This is a genomic window from Pseudoalteromonas caenipelagi (genome assembly GCF_013140855.1).
Lineage (GTDB): Bacteria > Pseudomonadota > Gammaproteobacteria > Enterobacterales > Alteromonadaceae > Pseudoalteromonas > Pseudoalteromonas caenipelagi.
In genome coordinates this window covers 601,183-619,017 of the sequence record NZ_JABBPG010000001.1, presented here as the reverse complement: position 1 = coordinate 619,017, position 17,835 = coordinate 601,183, and the positions used below count along the sequence as shown (strand labels likewise).

The following is a 17,835-nucleotide window of genomic DNA, read 5'->3' as shown; positions in this document are numbered from 1 at the left end:
AGGCCGAATTATTCGGCCTTTTTCGTTAGCGACAAAAAGAATGAAAAACCAGGCTTCCATTAAGCAAAGCGCTAAATCCATCCATAATTTCTACATTAATGAGCAACAATCAATTTATTTGTTGTCGCATCATGACGCTAAAAAACATCGCCAGTGGCTTAATATTTGTAAAAAGCAGCTTTCAATGCTTGGCTATACCGATGTAGAGATTATTGGCTCGGGGGCGTTTGGTTTCGTTTTTGCGGGAGTCAGCCCAGATGCACAGCAATGGGTATTTAAATTTTCTCGTATTACTTTGTCTCAAGCCATTCGTGATAGGTTAGAAGACGAAGCTTATATGCTATCGCAGATCCGCAACCCAATGGTGCCTAAATTTTTTGCTTTTGAACGAGTTAAAAAGCAAGGGATCTTAATGATGGCGCGAGCGCCTGGGGAAGATTTAGAAAAAATCTCTCTAAAGCGAGGTCGCTTTTATCCTGATGAGTTAGTTGCTTTAGCACTTAAGCTTCGTAACGTATTGCGAGACTTACGGGCGCACAGAAATGGTATGTCTCCTCAACCCATTGTACATGGTGATATTAAACCATCGAATATTGTCTGGGATGAAAAAACCAAGAATTTTTCGCTGGTAGACTGGGGAAGTTCAGTTTATGCTCAAATTGATGAGCATGGCGAGCCTGTAGCAAGTAATATCATGGATCTTATGTCTTCTGACATATCCAGTACCAACGCCAGAATGGGTGATGTGTATTTTATTGGTGATGAACAAATGTCTGGTGCGCAATCGTCGCCTCGATTTGATGAGCAAGGCGTTGCGTCAACTATTTACGCGCTGGCGAGTGCCCAGTCTTGCCGCTTTGGCTCACATGTTATTCCTGCGAAGAGTCTAGGTTTACCGAAAGAATTTGCCTCTGTGATCGACGCCATGTTGAGTAAAGACAAACAAACACGAGACCAAGCGGGCGATTACTTTATGCGTAATATGCCAGCGATAGCGCGTGCATATATACCTCGTCTGCCACGTAAAGAGAGCAAGGCAAACATTCCTTTTTGGGTGAGCAACACCGACGAGCAGCCAGATACTGTTGTATACAGTTCTCGAAAAGAGTTTTTGCGCAGAGCGGATCACAATCAGCAACTTCATGACGTAAACGATGCGCAACTTGATAGATATTATAAAGAATTTTTATTTGATACGGGTGATGTCGAAAAAGCCTTTTTAGCATCGATTAGCCGACTGGCAAAATACCCTGTTGTAGGTGGGCTAAGCTTCCATTGGAAAGAACACTCTTTGTACATCGAATCGAGTTTGATCCTGCATGACAGTCAATTGCAAACTGCGCTAATTGATGCCATCAATGCGACTGTTATGTTGGCCCAGGGGATCTCTCAAAAAGGCCTATTTAAATGCTGTTTATTCGACGCACGACAAACTATTCAACTAGAAAGAGATGAAACCGGCGCGTTTATTTTTGAGAAACTACCTGAACTATGTTTTTCAGTTGTTGACGTATCGAGCAACGAATTGACTCGGCCACATAGCTATTTTGAGGATGGCAAAGACCCAGATGAGCAGTTACAGTTGCCAAAGAGCATCATTAAGTGTGTTTTTGAGCTCAACCAAATTCATCATACTGGCTGTATTATTTTTGAGTCGCTTGAAAACCGTTTGAAAATACACCACTACTACCGTCTTCTGGATGCAAGCAAAGAGGCGCAGTTTAAAGAGTTGCTGAACCGCATTATGCAATATGCTATGAGCATTGAAGATGTTGGTGTAGCTGGGTTTATGAAGTTGCCATATAAGAACACTCGAGAGTTCAACTTGTGTGAGCAACAAAAGGCCCATTATTATCCAAAAAACCCTAAGGAGATTGTGCTTAATCACAAATAACTAATTGCTTAAATGAGTTGAATTATTTGCTATTGCACAGAATAACATTTTTATTCACAGTATTCGTCATATGAACAATAGGTGAGCAAGGAAATGGACAAGCAACAAAGACAAGACATTTTAACCCTAAGTTGGAGTATTCATGATGATGTGGAGCAAGCGGTACTTAAACACCCAGCGAGTGAAAGTGATGCTGATTGGCCGCAGAAGCAACGTTTGTTACTCGCAGATATGGCATTACATTTATTGCAAACTGCGCTTAAACCAGGTGATTTACAAAAAGATAAGCTTACCAATAATTTAAATGCCATTTTATGCTTGAGTGATAGCTTCATAGAGGATGTTGATTTGAAAGCTATGTCAGATAAATTGTACCAACTAGAAGCAAAACATGAGTCTTAAAATTAAGCTAACTCCACAGCAGCATGATGAGCTGATTGTGCAAGCTCAAGCGTATTGTGCCGATAACCTCGGACTTGAGTTAGCACAGTTTGATGCAGCCTTTATGGTTGATTTTTTTATCGAGCAAATAGGTAAGCAAATTTATAATCAGGCGCTTGAAGACGCAAAAGCGCATCTAGAGCAACATTTTGAAATGCTCACTGATAGGCTATATGAATTGGAAAAATACTAAGCTCTGCTAGTATTTGATTAATCACTCATAAGCCAACGGAGAATCGTATATGGAAATACCAAAGTCTCTACATGATGTACTTGGAGAGCAACAGAGTAAATCAGCGCTATATAGTATAGCGACTTTTACACTCTTAGGCTCAATCGTTATTTTTTCCTTGATGCATTACCAAGCGCCAGAGTACTCATATGCTTGGTGGCAATACGCCTTGGGCGAGTTGATCATCATAGATATTGTTGCAGGGGCTGCAGCCAATTTTACCCGAGGTACAAATCACTATTATGCTAAAAGTGCGAAATCACGTTGGGTATTTATAGCGATTCATATTCATTTGCTTGCTGTGGCGGTATTATTTGAGCAACCCCTGTTACAAGCCTTGTATATATGGGCCTATGTGATTATCTGTGCCTGTTTTTTGAACTTGTTGTTTCGTAATCCTTGGCAGAAGGCGATCGCTTTGCTGGTGGTTTTGGGTGGGGTAATTATGATTGCAAGTTTAGGCTTACCATGGTGGTATCAATTTGTTGCTGGGCTATTTTTGGTTAAAGTGTGCTATTCATTTGCGGTTGATCATTACTACACAAAAAATCCGACCTAAGTCGGATTGCTTGTTGGCTTATTTTACTCGTCTGGTCGGTAAGTTTTTTTCATGATGTAGACGTAAGCGTTAACAAAGGCATTCTCTTGATACTTCTTTAAGCCTGTGTCTTCAAAGTCAATCGGCAGTGGATTGCGTTTTAACTGCTCTTTTACTTCAGTGCTAGAAAGAAGTCGAACATCCAAGCCTTCAATTAACTGAATGGCAGCTTCCATTTTAAAACCTGTTGCGCTACCGGCAAACTTTCCCTTTGGAGCACGCTGGCGAATAGCTACAGAGTCAACTTGATAATCAGCCATTAATTTTGCAAAGTCGAACTGAAACTTGCGCATTTGTTCAGTATCTTGACCTACATTTGCTAGTGTGAAGCGGGTTTGACGTACATCTCTTATATCAAAAACGTCATCTTCTTTGGTAAGCAAGCACAGCAGCACGTCGCTGCCGGTGATCTCAACACCACATGTTCTCATTATTTAATTCCAGTTTATTGTGTTATCGGCGAATTATAGCAACCTGACACTCAAAGCAAAAGCTTACACCAGAATCTCAATGGCGATTGCACTGTGATCTGAGTAACGAATGTCTTCTTCATCCCTTTGTGGGTCTAAATGTGCATCGAAATTGCGATAAAAAACTGATTTGACCAAAGGCGCGTTTTTGTTTGGATTAAAATGCTCTGAGGTAAGGATGTAATCGAGAATGTTTCCACTGCCTTGATAATAATGTGTTGCCGGTTTGCTTTCAAAAGTGTGCGCATTATCTGAAAAATTAAAGCTATCGAACAGGCCAACACTATCAAAATGAGAGTGCTCATTGATTTGAACAGGAAAGGCCTGAGTCATAAACGATAATGCGGGGTTATGAATGTTATCGTTGAAATCTCCCATAACGAGTGTGGCACTATTTTGCTCTCGCTGGGCTTTAAGGGCATCGTAGTAGATGATAGAAGCTTCTAATGAACGAGATATCTGCGATTGCATCATGCCCACTGTTTGCTGAAGCATAGACAATAAAGGGTCATCTGGGGCTTGCTCCGCAAACATATGTGCCATTGAGAGTACTCTTTGCGACTTTAAATGCACAGCATAACAGGTAATATCCCCAATACCTTCAAGCTCGATTTGGCACTTTACCGGGGTGCGATTAAATCTAAATTGCTGCTGATTGTTTAAATACTCAAGTAGTTCGGGGCAAGGAACTAAAGCCGAAACTTGCTTAAAAGGCACTTTAGAGGCGATGGCAACAACAGGATTGAACAATACATTCGGGTAAATTGGGTCAACCTGTGGGGTATCAACAGTTGCAAAATAGTCTAGCCCTAAATTCTTGCACAGGCACTTTAGCTCATCAATGCTAAATACTTCCTGAAAGGCAATCACCGTAGGATCGATATGCTCTATTAGACCGGTAATAAATTGCGTTTTAGACTGCCATTGTGGCTCGCTATAGTGCTCCTTCAGTTGATAAAAAGAAAAGGGGGGCGCTGCGAAGTTGAGTAAATTTAAAGACGCAAAGCAATAGCGAGTGTGTTTAGTCATGTTTTAACCTTACATAAAGCATTAAGGTGTATAAATTAAAGAATTTATGTATCAATTTTAGTCTTTCCCTTGAATTTCGTCACGTGCGCAGTCAAAATACTGTTCGGTTTGGAAGTCCCCAAGCACACGGTATGCTAAATCGCTGCCGGCGCCAATGCTTATTCGTAAAAGCGTTGTTGGGCATTCATTATTATTTTAATTATTTTTGTACATGTGATGCGTCGTAGGTGTCACCACTGTAAATAGGATTTATCATGCCAATTATTACGCTTCCTGACGGTAGTCAGCGTGTCTTTGAAAACCCAGTTTCAACTTTACAAGTAGCTCAAGATATCGGTCCTGGTCTTGCAAAAGCAACCATTGCGGGCCGTGTAAATGGTGTACGTGTTGATGCATGTGACATCATCACAGAAGATGCGAACTTAGAAATCATCACTGCAAAAGATGACGATGGTTTAGAGATCATCCGCCACTCTTGTGCTCACTTAATCGGTCATGCAATTAAGCAGTTGTTTCCTGATGTTAAAATGGCAATTGGTCCAACTATCGACAACGGCTTTTATTATGATGTTGACCTTGAGCATTCTTTAACGCAAGAAGACCTAGATGCCATCGAAAAGCGCATGCTAGAACTTGCAAAGACGAACTACGATGTTGTTAAGAAAACCGTTTCTTGGCAAGAGGCTCGTGACGCGTTCGAAGCACGTGGCGAAACCTATAAAATCGAGATTCTAGACGAGAATATCGCTAAAGATGATAAACCTGGCTTATATCATCACGAAGAATATATCGATATGTGTCGTGGTCCACATGTGCCGAACATGAAGTTCTGTCAGCATTTCAAAATTATGAAAGTGGCGGGCGCCTACTGGCGTGGTAACTCAGAAAACAAGATGTTACAGCGTATCTATGGTACAGCATGGGCAGATAAGAAACAGCTTAAGGCTTACTTAAAACGTCTTGAAGAAGCTGAAAAACGCGACCACCGTAAGATTGGTAAAGCACTTGATCTTTGGCATTGGCAAGAAGAAGCGCCGGGCATGGTGTTTTGGCACAACGATGGTTGGAGCATCTACCGAGAACTAGAAGATTTTGTTCGTGAAAAATTACGCGAATATAGCTACGAAGAAGTAAAGGGTCCAATGATGATGGACCGTGCACTTTGGGAAAAGTCTGGCCACTGGGACAAATATGCCGATGCGATGTTCACCACTGAGTCAGAAAAGCGTGAATATGCAATTAAGCCAATGAACTGCCCAGGTCACGTACAAATCTTTAATCAAGGTCTGAAATCTTACCGTGATTTACCATTGCGTATGGCTGAGTTTGGTTGCTGTCATCGAAATGAACCTTCAGGTGCTTTACATGGTTTGATGCGTGTGCGTGGCTTTACGCAAGATGATGCACACGTGTTCTGTACAGAAGAGCAGATCATGGACGAGGTTTCATCGTGTATCAAGATGGTTTACGATACATACGAGACATTTGGCTTCGAAAAGATTGTTGTTAAACTTTCTACTCGCCCTGAAAAGCGCATCGGTGAAGATGAAATGTGGGATAAGGCTGAGCTGGCGCTAGCCGAAGCACTGAAAGCCAACAACATTGAGTTTGAATATTTACCGGGTGAAGGTGCCTTCTACGGCCCTAAAATTGAATTTACTTTATATGATTGCTTAGAGCGTGCTTGGCAGTGTGGTACAGTACAGCTAGATTTTGCATTGCCAGGTCGTTTAGGTGCAACTTACGTCGCAGAAAATAACGAGCGTAAGACGCCGGTAATGATCCACCGTGCAATTTTAGGTTCAATTGAACGTTTTATCGGTATACTTACCGAAGAATATGCTGGTCTATTCCCAACTTGGTTGGCACCAAAACAGGTGGTGATCATGAATATCACCGACAAACAAGCCGATTACGTGCATGAAATTGTACAAAAGTTAAATAAACTTGGAATTAGAGCCTGTGCTGACTTGAGAAATGAGAAGATTGGCTTTAAAATTCGGGAGCATACTTTAAAACGTATACCTTACTTACTTGTTGTTGGTGATAAAGAAGTTGAACAACAAGAAGTAGCAGTGAGAACGCGCAAAGGTGAAGACCTTGGCAAGTTCTCTGTCGAAGATTTTATCGCTAAAGTCAGTGAAGAAATTAAGCATCGACAATAATAAACCTGCGTGTGGCATAAAAATTATGATTGCTACACGCAACAATTTTGATTTTCTTGGAGGAACGTACCATTAGAGGCGGAAAAAAAGGGCAAACTACAGCTCAAAAAAATCGTATCAATGAAGAAATAACTGCGAAAGAAGTTCGCTTATCTGGCGTAGAAGGTCAGGAAGCGGCCATTATGTCGTTGAAAGAAGCTCAAGCGATTGCTGATGAAGCCGGAGTGGATCTAGTAGAGATTAGTCCTAACGCTGAACCACCTGTCTGTAAGGTGATGGACTACGGTAAGTTCCTTTTTGAAAAAGCAAAATTACAAAAAGAACAAAAGAAAAAGCAAAAGCAGATCCAAATTAAAGAGATCAAGTTCCGTCCTGGTACTGATGAAGGTGACTACCAAGTTAAGCTACGCAGCCTAAGAAAGTTCTTAGAAGCGGGCGACAAAGCTAAAATCACTATTCGTTTCCGTGGTCGTGAAATGGCTCACCAAGAAATTGGTATTGAATTGCTTAACCGTGTAAAAGCTGACTTAGAAGAATTAGCAGTTGTTGAGTCTTTCCCTAATCGTGTTGAAGGGCGTCAGATGGTGATGATGATGTCACCTATTGCTAAAAAGTAATAAACACGGCATAATGCGCGCGAATTTAATACAGGTTTAAAGTGTCTTTGCTGGCCACCTGTATTAACCGGTTTTAAAGAAAGGGTAGTACCTTCACCGGATTTGGTTGTGAGTTAGGCCTTCAAAGTGATGGAAACATCCGCCTACTTACATTGTTTAAAGCAATACATTTGGAGTTATTGCAATGGCTTATAAGCTAAAATCACACAGAGGCGCAGCTAAGCGTTTCAAAAAGACTGCTTCAGGCGGTTATAAGCGTAAACAGTCGCACTTACGTCACATTCTGACTAAAAAGTCTTCTAAGCGTAAACTTCACTTACGTGCTAAGTCTATGGTTCACAAAAACGACATTGGTCTTATCGACCGTATGTTACCATTTGCTTAATAGGGGATATCAGAAATGGCAAGAGTTAAACGCGGTGTTATCGCACGTGCACGTCACAAAAAAGTATTAAAGCAAGCTAAAGGTTACTATGGAGCACGTTCACGTGTTTACCGCGTAGCTTTCCAAGCAGTAACTAAAGCAGGTCAATACGCATACCGTGACCGTCGCGCTAAGAAACGTACTTTCCGTCAATTATGGATTGCACGTATCAATGCTGCAGCACGTCAGAACGGCCTTTCTTACAGCCGTTTCATCGATGGTCTTAAAAAATCATCTGTTGAAATCGATCGTAAGATCCTAGCTGATATCGCAGTATACGACCAAGTAGCTTTCGCAGCATTAGTTGCTAAAGCAAAAGATGGTCTAGCTGCTTAATAAGCATTAAAGCTTATCCCCAAAAAAGGAGCCTAAGGCTCCTTTTTTTGATCTCATGATTGCTATAGCTATGTATTCAACGGCTATTTATCAGGAGCTTATCTAACCACCGAGTACTTAGAAGTCGCTTTAGATATCCCATAAAATAAGTCGGGAAAGTGACGTAATAACGTGGTTTCGCTTTTTTAGCTGTTAAAGCAAGGTAGAGCTTTTTATATACAGCTTCTGGCCCGAGCGTAAACGGTTGAGGTGCTGTTTGCGCCTCTAATCTGTTTAGTTGAGCAATGTAATCTTGTTCATAGGGACTTGATTGAATATCAATATTATCAACAAATGCTCGTTTGGCGTTTTCTCTAAACTTAGAGGCGATTGGACCCGGTTCGATTAGACTAATTTGAATGTCGGTGTCTTTTAGCTCCATACGCATTGTGTCAGTTAAGCCTTCTAATGCAAACTTACTTGCGTTGTATGCGCCGCGAAAGGGCAGAGCGACAAGTCCAAGTACCGATGAGTTATGTATGATGCGGCCACTGCCATGTTGACGCATATGCTTTATGGCAAGGGTTGTGAGCGTATGCCAAGAGAACAAATTAACTTCAAACTGCTGACGCAACGCTGCGGTTGGGAGGTCTTCTACTGCGCCCGGCTGGCCATAAGCACCATTGTTAAAAAGAGCATCAAGTTTTCCATCGCACAACGCCAACGCTTCATTGAACCCCTGTAAAATGCTTACTTCATCACTCAAATCGATTTGAATGCACTGTAAGCCTTCACTTCTGAGTCGGCCTACGTCAGACACTTTTCGACAAGATGCTATAACATTGAACCCTGCGCTTTTAAGAGCATGGGCACAATAGTATCCAATACCTGTTGAGCATCCTGTAATAAGAATTGATTTTGTCATAAAAGCCTTCTTTGACTGTGTATTGTCCTGTTTATTAGTAGCCTAATGTTATTAGCTGCATATTTTTGTTGAATCACCGCACATTGTAAGATGTAAACTAAAATATTGATATAATTGTGCTATCTAGGCTGAAAATTGAGAATGAAAAATGATCGCAAGCATGATTATGTTAACTGCAGGCTTGTCATTAAACGGGCATTTACCTCCGTTAATTCCTTGGCAAGGAAAAAGTGAACAGTTGATGCAAACTAAGGGCCCACTGACAACTTATTTTGAGTTGAGTGAAGGAGTAGATTCCCCAGATTATCAGCAAACAATGGCGTTTGTAGAGCGTTTAGTTGCGGCCAACCCGACTCAATTTAAGGCATTTGATATTGGCTACAGTAAGTCGGGCAGAGCGATTAAAATGCTTGTTGCTTCTGAGCAAAGTCAGTTTTCTGCCTCTATGCTAAAAAATAATAATAAGCCAACTTTACTTATTCAAGCTGGTATTCATGCAGGAGAAATTGACGGTAAAGATGCGGCTTTTATGATGCTCAGAGATATTGCATTGGGTAAACGTCGGGACTTGCTTAGCAAAGCTAACATTTTGTTTATTCCTATTCTTAATGTTGATGGTCATGAAAGACGTAGTCAATATAATCGGATCAATCAGCGTGGCCCCAGAGAGATGGGCTTTAGAACCAATGCTAACAACCTTAACTTGAATCGAGATTATACCAAGCTGGATACACCAGAAGTCAGAGCGGTGTTAAAAGTGATTGATGAGTACGAACCTCAACTCTACTTAGATGTACACGTTACTGATGGTGCAGATTATCAATATGATATTACGTATGGCTTTACTCCAGAATTTGCCAGTGAGTCGCCATCAATTGCACGTGTGCTAGAGACTAAAATTAAGCCAGTTATAGATGATAAGCTGCTAAGTCAGGGCCATATTCCTGGACCGTTAGTGTTTGCCATGGATAAAAGAGATTTTAAAAAAGGCATAGCGGGCTGGGTTGCAAGTCCAAGGTTTTCTAACGGGTGGGGTGACTTGGCTGGGGTGCCGACTATTTTGGTAGAAAATCACTCGTTAAAGCCTTATAAGCAGCGTGTCTTGGGTACCTACGTTTTATACGACGGTTTAATATCTGCGCTGTCCGAGCATCATACAGAGCTTGACGAAGCGGTTGCTTATGAGCAAGAACAAGTACCTCAGCAACTGGTGCTAAAGAGAGATTACGCTAAAAAACCAGACTTTATTAGCTTCAAAGGCGTTGCCTATAAACACTTTGATAGTGCGATTTCTGGACAAGCTGAAGCAAAATATTTAGGTGAAGCAATACAGTATGATGCGTTGCCGATCTTCTGGCAAAAAGATGTCGCTCTGAAAGTTGATGTTCCACAATTTTTTTACATTCCTCCTGCTTACCCAGATGTAGCCGAAAAACTACGATTACATGGGATAGAGGTCCAGCAACTTAACGTACAGCCGCAGATTCAAGGTACTTTAAAGAGGGCTTCGGTTGAGCAATACAACTTTGCACAGCAGCCTTTTGAAGGGCGTTTTAGAGTCGATGCCTCCTTTAGTTATGATGTGATAGGACAATTAGATTTAACTGGGTGGTACGCTGTGTCAACTCAGCAAGCACATGGCGAATTAGCAACTCACTTATTACACCCGAAGGCCCCTGATTCTTTGTTTAGCTGGGGGGAATTTAACACTATTTTTCAGCGAACTGAGTATGTTGAAAATTATGCACTGGAGCCATTTGCTCGTTCTATGTTAAAAGATAATCCGGCAATGGCCTTAGAGTTTGATCGTAAAATACGCGAAGATAAAGCGTTTGCAAATAACCCAAGTGCTCGTATGGAATGGCTGTATGCGCAAACACCATATTATGATCAGGCATATTTAAAATATCCGATCCTCATGTTGTTTAAGGAGAAGTAGAGTGCAAGTCATTACCGTTCCAGTAACACCGTTTATGCAAAATGCGCGGTTTATAACCTGTCAGAGCAGCGGAAAAAGTGCAATTATCGACCCAGGTGGTGATACGGATAAGTTACTGGCGCAAATCAAGCAACGAGATTTAAATATTGAATTTATCTTATTGACACATGGCCACCTAGACCATGTGGGCGCTGCGGATGAGCTGAAAAGCGCCTTAGGCATAGATATCATTGGGCCACATAAAGATGAAAAATTTTGGTTTGATGCTTTGCCAATGCAGTCACAAATGTTTGGCTTTGCACCAAAAATGCCATTTTATCCAGACCGTTGGCTTGATGATAAAGAGCAAATTAATCTTGGGGATATGGTGTTAGATATTTTGCATTGTCCTGGACACACTCCTGGACATGTGGTGTTTTACCATAAGGCATCATCGCAAGTCTTAGTGGGTGATGTCTTATTTAGAGGCTCGGTTGGGCGTACAGACTTTCCAAAAGGGGATGCGTCGCAACTGAAGCAGTCTATACTTGAGCAACTATTTTCCCTTCCTGATGATACGGTGGTGCTATCAGGGCATGGTGAAAACACCACAATTGGTTACGAAAAACAAAATAACCCATTTGTGAGTGGACGATTTGGTTAACTAAAGGGGCGGACAAATGTGTTGTCTGCATGTATAATTTTTTCCACTGACTAAAATTTAAAGAAAAAACAATGTCATTAAATCAGGTTGATCGCCAAATATTGGCACTATTACAACAAGACGCAAGCCTTTCTACTGCGGAAATAGCTGACAAAGTTGGGCTATCTCAATCACCGTGCTGGCGTCGTATCGCTAAACTAGAACAAGACGGTTATATTAAAGGCAAAGTTGCTTTGTTAGATGAAAAGCAACTGGGTTTTGATATGTTGGTCTATGCGCATGTTCGTTTGTCAAACCACGGTCGAAATAACTTGGCAGAATTTGAGAAGCTGATAATGAGTTATGACGAAGTCACTGAATGTTACACGATGGCTGGAACAATGGACTTTATGTTACGCATTATCTCTAGAGGTATCGAAGGTTATGAGCTGTTTGTCAGAGACAACTTACTCAACCTAGAGTATGTTCAAGAGGTACACTCTAACGTGACTATGACCTGCGTGAAAAGAACGACGGCACTACCTTTGTAAAAACAATACGACCGTACTAGGGTCTGTTTATCTTTCGAGTTCGAAATTTGTTCACTTTGAGCGTGTTTTGATCGCGGCGCTCGACTTGAAGCTTAGTAATCTAAGTGAAAGGAGAGCAACAAAGAGCAAAGCGCGCTCAAATGAACCCGCAGGGCAGCGCGAGTTGGTCATTTCTACGGCGTTATCGCCGGACTCACGTAGAATAACTACGCTACGCAGGCTCTGCCTTGTATAAACACCCAACTCGCAGCTGCAAAAGTGAACAGCAAAGATAAACAGACCCTAGTCACCTTAGTCTATAATATTGACATCTAATTTGTTTAAAGCGCTGTGTTTTGTTAAAATCCAGCGCTTTTCTGTATGTTGTAAAAACAAGAGGATGTGAATGTTTAATTTAATCAGCAAGGCGCCAAGCTCTGCTAAGAATGACATCTTATCTGGTTTGACCGTGGCTCTTGCCTTGGTACCAGAAGCGGTTGCATTTGCGTTTGTAGCGCAAGTAGATCCTTTAGTCGGCTTATATGCTGCGTTTATTGTTGGTTTAATTACGTCAATTTTCGGCGGACGACCAGGCATGATATCTGGTGCTACCGGTGCACTTGCCGTGGTGATGGTTAGCTTAGTTATTGAGCACGGAGTAGAGTACCTGTTTGCGACTGTGCTGTTGATGGGGATACTGCAAGTTTTAGCGGGGGTGTTTAAGCTTGGTAAGTTTATCCGCATGGTTCCGCACCCCGTAATGCTAGGCTTTGTGAACGGTTTAGCTATTGTTATTTTTCTTGCGCAATTAGGCCAGTTTAAAGTATCAGATGGTCAAGGCTCTCTTGAGTGGATGCAAGGCACTCCTATGTATATCATGTTAGCTTTAGTTGCGCTGACCATGTTTATCATTCATTTCCTCCCCAAAGTGACTACCGCGATACCATCGTCATTGGCGGCTATTTTAGTGGTTACAGGTTTAGTTATAGGATTAGATTTAGATACGCGTACGGTATTGGATTATCTAAAAGATATGTCGGGCGACGCGAATGCAACAATTGCTGGTGGTTTCCCACAATTCCATATCCCGGTTGTACCATTTAATTGGGAAACCTTCACTATCATTTTTCCTTATGCGCTTGTGCTTGCTGCAATAGGACTGATTGAGTCTCTACTTACCCTAACTTTAATTGATGAGATCACCGAAACTCGTGGTAATAGTAATCGTGAGTGTATCGGTCAAGGTGCTGCAAACGTGACCTGTGGCGTATTTGGCGCTATGGGTGGGTGTGCAATGATAGGCCAGTCAATGATCAACATAAACTCTGGAGGTCGTAGCCGATTGTCAGGTATTACTGCTGCGGTATTGCTGCTCGGTTTTATCTTATTTGCCGCAAGCTTAATTGAAATGATCCCGCTGGCAGCTTTGGTTGGTGTTATGTTTATGGTTGTATTAGGCACATTTGAGTGGTCAAGCTTTAGACTAATGAAGCGTGTACCCAAAACAGATGCATTTGTAATTGTATTAGTATCAGGGGTTACGGTTATCAGTGACCTTGCGATTGCTGTATGTGTTGGTGTGATTGTGTCTGCACTAGTATTTGCATGGGAGCATGCTAAGCATATTTATACAAACAACTATATCGATGATGAAGGTTCAAAAGTGTATGAGCTTCATGGACCACTATTTTTTGGCTCAGTGAAAAACTTTGCTGACTTGTTTGATGTAAACAACGACCCTAGTGATGTCATTATCGAGTTTAAGCACAGCAGAGTGGCGGATCACAGTGCGATAGAGGCTATTGACAACTTAGCTGAGCGATACACAAAAGCAGGAAAAAAACTGCACTTACGTCACCTTAGCCAAGATTGTCGTGACCTTTTGGAAAAGGCCAAAGATCTTGTAGAAGTTAACGTGATAGAAGACCCTAAATATAAAGTGGCGTCGGATAAACTCGCGTAAAGTATTAAGCGTTAAAAAAGGCACTTCGGTGCCTTTTTTTATTTGCGCTGGAATGAAAAAAAACTAGGACCATTTACAGTGATTCATTCATGAGCACTGGGATATAATCGAAGTGTACTACGAGGAGTTTAATAAGCTTTTGAAATGGCAAGCACTGGTCGATAATCGACAACGATTTTTTTGGGTTTTACAGATAGCTGGGTGGCTTGGCTACGCACTCGTCAACTATATTGGCTCGAAAGTATTTGAGATGCGCGATATATACGTGTTTGTTATCGTGCTTAATGCGTATGCTGGCTGCTTGATGACGGTGCCCCTGAGATATTTGTATAGAAAGATATGGAACGCCTCGCCTTGGGTCCTCATTTTGGTGGTATTTGGTGCGTCTTATGTCACGGGGACTGTGTGGGCGGTTGTTCAGAAATTTAATCTCTGGGAAATCTACCGCCATGGTTACCGCCCTGAGGAGTGGTTTTACTACCTCCAGCAAGGGCTTGACTCCGTGTATATCGTGCTCTGCTGGAGTGGTTTGTATTTCGGTATTAAGTACTATCAGCTACTACAGAGCGAACGGCAAAAAGCACTCAAAGCAAATACAATGGCACATGAAGCACAACTCAAGATGCTTCGGTATCAACTTAATCCACACTTTTTATTTAATACTTTGAATGCCATTTCAACACTCATTTTGGTTGAAGAAAACAAAGATGCTAATCAAATGGTGGCAAGGCTGAGTGACTTTTTACGTTACACCCTTAATACAGATCCAATTAAAAAAGTGGCTCTAGAACAAGAGTTACATGCGCTGTTGCTCTACTTAGAAATTGAAAAGGTGCGCTTTGATGAGCGTCTATCAATTGATATAGATGTGAGTGATGAAGCGAAGCAAGCGTTAGTACCCAGTTTGATATTACAGCCTCTGATTGAAAATTCTATTAAATATGCCATTGCCCATTTATCAGAAGGCGGTAAGCTAGAAATAAAAGCACAAGTTTTCGCCAATGAGTTGTTGTTGGAAGTAGGTGACAACGGGCCCGGTGCAGAGTTAAAAAATGGGCAGCTACAAAACGCCCAAGGCGTTGGTATTGCAAACACCATAGATAGACTTAAAACGCTATATGAAAATAATTATTCACTTGTGCTATCGCATAATGAACCAAGTGGTTTAAAAGTGAATATTCGCGTTCCATTTGAGAAGGCTAAGAAGTAATGAGCAAGATTAAAGCATTAATTGTTGATGATGAGCCACTGGCCAGAAAAGGCTTGGCTGTGCGTTTAAAATCGTTTTCGCAAATAGACGTCGTAGAGTTATGCGCCGGTGGAGAACAAGCAATTGATGCCTGTCAAAACCAAGATATTGATTTAGTTTTCTTAGATATCCAAATGCCAGGGATGAACGGCTTTGAAGTGGCAAGAGCATTGAGTGAGAGTGTAAAGCCACTACCAGCAATCGTATTCGTAACTGCTTTTGATCAGTATGCAGTGCAAGCGTTTGAGATCCATGCATTGGACTACATTTTAAAACCCGTTGATGACAACAGACTAGAAAAGGCGGTGGAAAAAGTGCAAAGTTATTTAAAAACACAACAAGATAACATTCACAAGAAAAAGCTAGCCAGCTTTGTTGCTGGGATCACAGGCAATAATTGTGAAGAAATTCTGAAAAAGCTGGCTACAGGCGACACGTTGGTAGATAAAAAATACCCAGAGTCATTAGCTGTCAAAGAGCAGGGGGAGATCATTCGTGTTGCGACAGCGACCATTCAGTGGGTAGATGCTGCTGGTGATTACATGTGCTTGCATTGTAGTGATGGTCAAACTCATATTTTGCGTAAAACGATGAAGGAGCTAGAGCAAGAACTCGATCCCGCTTTATTTGTACGTGTTCACCGTTCTGCAATTGTGAATACTAAACAAATCAGCAAATTGGTTACGCAAAGTAGTGGTGAGTATCTATTGGTATTAGATAACGGACAAGAGTTGAAGGTTAGTCGCAGCTACCGTGATAAAGTAAAAGCGGCGTTGGCAAGCTAGGCAGCCAATTAACTGCCTAGCAAGTTAGCTTAAATTGTCACAATTTTCATTGTGTTAGTTGCACCGATTGTTTCCATGGCGTCACCATGAGTCAATATTACAGTGTCACCAGCTTTGAGTGAGCCTGCTTCAACAAGTGTATTGAGCGCGTCACGTACCATTGTTTTGTCAGAACATTGTGTTGAATCAAAATAGACTGGATAAACACCGCGATAAAGTGCAGTTTGTCCAAGCGTACTTTGATGTCTAGATAGAGAGTAGATTGGTAAACCAGAACTAATACGTGACATAAGTTTTGCGGTTTTACCAGACTCCGTTAACGCTACAATTGCCTTTACGCTATCTAAATGGTTGGCTGCATACATGGCAGATAAAGCCAATGTTTCTGAGGTATCAGAAAACATACTGTCTAAACGGTGCTTTGATACGTGTATCTCTGGTTGTGACTCTGCACCTAAGCAAACTCTTGCCATCGTTGCTACAGTTTCTTCTGGGTAGTCGCCAGCTGCAGTTTCTGCAGATAGCATAACAGCGTCGGTACCATCTAATACTGCGTTTGCAACGTCCATTACTTCAGCACGAGTTGGCATTGGATTATCTATCATCGACTCCATCATCTGCGTAGCAGTCACCACGGTACGATTAAGTGAACGAGCGCGTCTGATGATCAACTTTTGCTTGCCAACCAGTGCAGCATCGCCAATTTCAACACCTAAATCACCACGTGCAACCATGACCGCATCTGAAGCTAGAATAATATCATCAACTGCTTCTTGCGTTTCTACGGCTTCTGCACGTTCAATTTTAGCGAGTAGTTGCGCATTAGAACCTGCTTTTTCAGCTAATGAGCGAACATAGCGCATGTCATCACCACTGCGCGGAAATGAGACTGCAATATAATCAACGCCAATTTCTGATGCAGTGATTAAATCTTCTTTGTCTTTTTCGGTGAATGCAGGCGCGGTTAACCCACCCCCTAAGCGGTTGATACCTTTATTGTTTGATAATACACCACCCACAGTGACTGTTGTGTGAACTAAGTGACCTTCAACACTGTCAACAGTTAGCTGAATAAGACCGTCATTGAGTAATAAAAGGTCTCCCTTGCTGACATCTTGTGGCAATTCTTTGTAATCAATGCCTACGGCTTCGATTGTACCTTGGCCTTTTTCCATCTTGGCATCTAATGTAAATTTAGCGCCAACTTCCAAAGTTACTTTGCCCTCTAAAAACGTAGAAACACGGATCTTTGGACCCTGTAAATCAGCTAAGATGGCCACATGCTTACCTAGCTTTTGAGCAATATCACGTACAGCTTGTGCGCGGTTTTTGTGGTCTTCAGCTACACCATGGGAGAAATTAAGTCTGACCACATTAGCGCCAGCTTGGATGATTTTTTCTAAATTATTATCTCTATCAGTTGCCGGACCAAGTGTGGCTACGATTTTCGTGCGTCTAAGCATCAGGATCTCCAGTAGGCCTATATCCATAGGGTTATGTTATTTATACTAAATCTTTTACAACATCATTTGGTAGCAAATAAAACAATTTTAAGTCATTTTTGCTGCAAATTACTCTAGTTCGCAAAGAATTAACTCAAAAGGCTTTTTAACGACTAGATTAAATTATATGATCTG

18 protein-coding genes are annotated in these 17,835 nt (G+C 41.6%); 14 read left to right on the top strand and 4 right to left on the bottom strand.

What is annotated here, in order from left to right; all coding sequences use genetic code 11:
* The first annotated feature begins 40 nt into the window (after positions 1 to 40).
* The 4 genes from HG263_RS02630 (at position 41) to HG263_RS02615 (ending at position 3,126) form a co-directional block, all read left to right on the top strand.
* Positions 41 to 1,894 (top strand): protein kinase domain-containing protein, encoded by a 1,854-nt coding sequence (locus tag HG263_RS02630; RefSeq protein WP_171624517.1) that lies wholly within the window; start codon positions 41 to 43, stop codon positions 1,892 to 1,894.
* A gap of 93 nt (positions 1,895 to 1,987) precedes the next feature.
* On the top strand, positions 1,988 to 2,296 hold the full coding sequence (locus HG263_RS02625) for a hypothetical protein (protein WP_171624516.1): 309 nt from the start codon (positions 1,988 to 1,990) through the stop codon (positions 2,294 to 2,296).
* Complete coding sequence (locus HG263_RS02620) at positions 2,286 to 2,528, top strand: DUF2164 domain-containing protein (protein ID WP_171624515.1); 243 nt, start codon at positions 2,286 to 2,288, stop codon at positions 2,526 to 2,528. The genes HG263_RS02625 and HG263_RS02620 overlap by 11 nt, the downstream gene beginning before the upstream one ends.
* A gap of 49 nt (positions 2,529 to 2,577) precedes the next feature.
* The gene (locus HG263_RS02615; protein WP_171624514.1) at positions 2,578 to 3,126 is read left to right on the top strand and encodes a hypothetical protein; all 549 of its coding nucleotides are present in this window, start codon (positions 2,578 to 2,580) and stop codon (positions 3,124 to 3,126) included.
* A 23-nt stretch (positions 3,127 to 3,149) separates the two neighbouring features.
* Here HG263_RS02615 and HG263_RS02610 read toward each other — a convergent pair whose 3' ends face one another.
* Both HG263_RS02610 and HG263_RS02605 read right to left on the bottom strand, forming a co-directional pair.
* Complete coding sequence (locus tag HG263_RS02610) at positions 3,150 to 3,596, bottom strand: DUF3010 family protein (protein ID WP_171624513.1); 447 nt, start codon at positions 3,594 to 3,596, stop codon at positions 3,150 to 3,152.
* 63 nt (positions 3,597 to 3,659) lie between these two features.
* Positions 3,660 to 4,664, bottom strand: a complete 1,005-nt coding sequence (locus HG263_RS02605) for an endonuclease/exonuclease/phosphatase family protein (RefSeq protein ID WP_171624512.1) — start codon at positions 4,662 to 4,664, stop codon at positions 3,660 to 3,662.
* 254 nt (positions 4,665 to 4,918) lie between these two features.
* On the opposite strand from HG263_RS02605, the gene thrS reads away from it, so the two are divergent.
* The 4 genes from thrS (at position 4,919) to rplT (ending at position 8,206) form a co-directional block, all read left to right on the top strand.
* On the top strand, positions 4,919 to 6,829 hold the full coding sequence (thrS, locus tag HG263_RS02600; protein ID WP_171624511.1) for a threonine--tRNA ligase: 1,911 nt from the start codon (positions 4,919 to 4,921) through the stop codon (positions 6,827 to 6,829).
* A gap of 56 nt (positions 6,830 to 6,885) precedes the next feature.
* Entirely contained in the window at positions 6,886 to 7,446 is a 561-nt protein-coding gene (gene infC / locus HG263_RS02595) for a translation initiation factor IF-3 (RefSeq protein WP_171624902.1), read from the top strand.
* Positions 7,447 to 7,630: 184 nt separating this feature from the next.
* Complete coding sequence (gene rpmI, locus HG263_RS02590; protein WP_070985175.1) at positions 7,631 to 7,831, top strand: 50S ribosomal protein L35; 201 nt, start codon at positions 7,631 to 7,633, stop codon at positions 7,829 to 7,831.
* Between the two features lie 15 nt (positions 7,832 to 7,846).
* Entirely contained in the window at positions 7,847 to 8,206 is a 360-nt protein-coding gene (gene rplT, locus HG263_RS02585; RefSeq protein WP_152086179.1) for a 50S ribosomal protein L20, read from the top strand.
* 76 nt (positions 8,207 to 8,282) lie between these two features.
* On the opposite strand, the gene HG263_RS02580 is transcribed toward rplT, so the two are convergent.
* Positions 8,283 to 9,110 carry an SDR family oxidoreductase gene (locus HG263_RS02580; RefSeq protein ID WP_171624510.1) on the bottom strand — a complete coding sequence of 276 codons (828 nt, stop codon included), beginning with the start codon at positions 9,108 to 9,110 and terminating at the stop codon, positions 8,283 to 8,285.
* Positions 9,111 to 9,258: 148 nt separating this feature from the next.
* Between HG263_RS02580 and HG263_RS02575 the strand changes: the two genes are divergently transcribed.
* The 6 genes from HG263_RS02575 to HG263_RS02550 all read left to right on the top strand — a co-directional run bounded on the left by HG263_RS02575 (position 9,259) and on the right by HG263_RS02550 (position 16,198).
* Positions 9,259 to 11,049 carry a M14 family metallopeptidase gene (locus HG263_RS02575; protein WP_171624509.1) on the top strand — a complete coding sequence of 597 codons (1,791 nt, stop codon included), beginning with the start codon at positions 9,259 to 9,261 and terminating at the stop codon, positions 11,047 to 11,049.
* 1 nt (position 11,050) lies between these two features.
* Complete coding sequence (locus HG263_RS02570; RefSeq protein WP_171624508.1) at positions 11,051 to 11,692, top strand: MBL fold metallo-hydrolase; 642 nt, start codon at positions 11,051 to 11,053, stop codon at positions 11,690 to 11,692.
* A gap of 71 nt (positions 11,693 to 11,763) precedes the next feature.
* A complete protein-coding gene (locus tag HG263_RS02565) occupies positions 11,764 to 12,222 on the top strand; it encodes an Lrp/AsnC family transcriptional regulator (RefSeq protein ID WP_070985187.1) in 459 nt (152 codons plus the stop codon).
* Positions 12,223 to 12,607: 385 nt separating this feature from the next.
* Positions 12,608 to 14,164 carry a SulP family inorganic anion transporter gene (locus tag HG263_RS02560; RefSeq protein ID WP_171624507.1) on the top strand — a complete coding sequence of 519 codons (1,557 nt, stop codon included), beginning with the start codon at positions 12,608 to 12,610 and terminating at the stop codon, positions 14,162 to 14,164.
* A gap of 139 nt (positions 14,165 to 14,303) precedes the next feature.
* On the top strand, positions 14,304 to 15,374 hold the full coding sequence (locus tag HG263_RS02555; RefSeq protein ID WP_171624506.1) for a sensor histidine kinase: 1,071 nt from the start codon (positions 14,304 to 14,306) through the stop codon (positions 15,372 to 15,374).
* Entirely contained in the window at positions 15,374 to 16,198 is an 825-nt protein-coding gene (locus HG263_RS02550) for a LytR/AlgR family response regulator transcription factor (RefSeq protein WP_171624505.1), read from the top strand. The genes HG263_RS02555 and HG263_RS02550 overlap by 1 nt, the downstream gene beginning before the upstream one ends.
* 29 nt (positions 16,199 to 16,227) lie before the next feature.
* On the opposite strand, the gene pyk is transcribed toward HG263_RS02550, so the two are convergent.
* Positions 16,228 to 17,661, bottom strand: a complete 1,434-nt coding sequence (pyk, locus tag HG263_RS02545; RefSeq protein ID WP_171624504.1) for a pyruvate kinase — start codon at positions 17,659 to 17,661, stop codon at positions 16,228 to 16,230.
* Between the last annotated feature and the right edge of the window lie 174 nt (positions 17,662 to 17,835).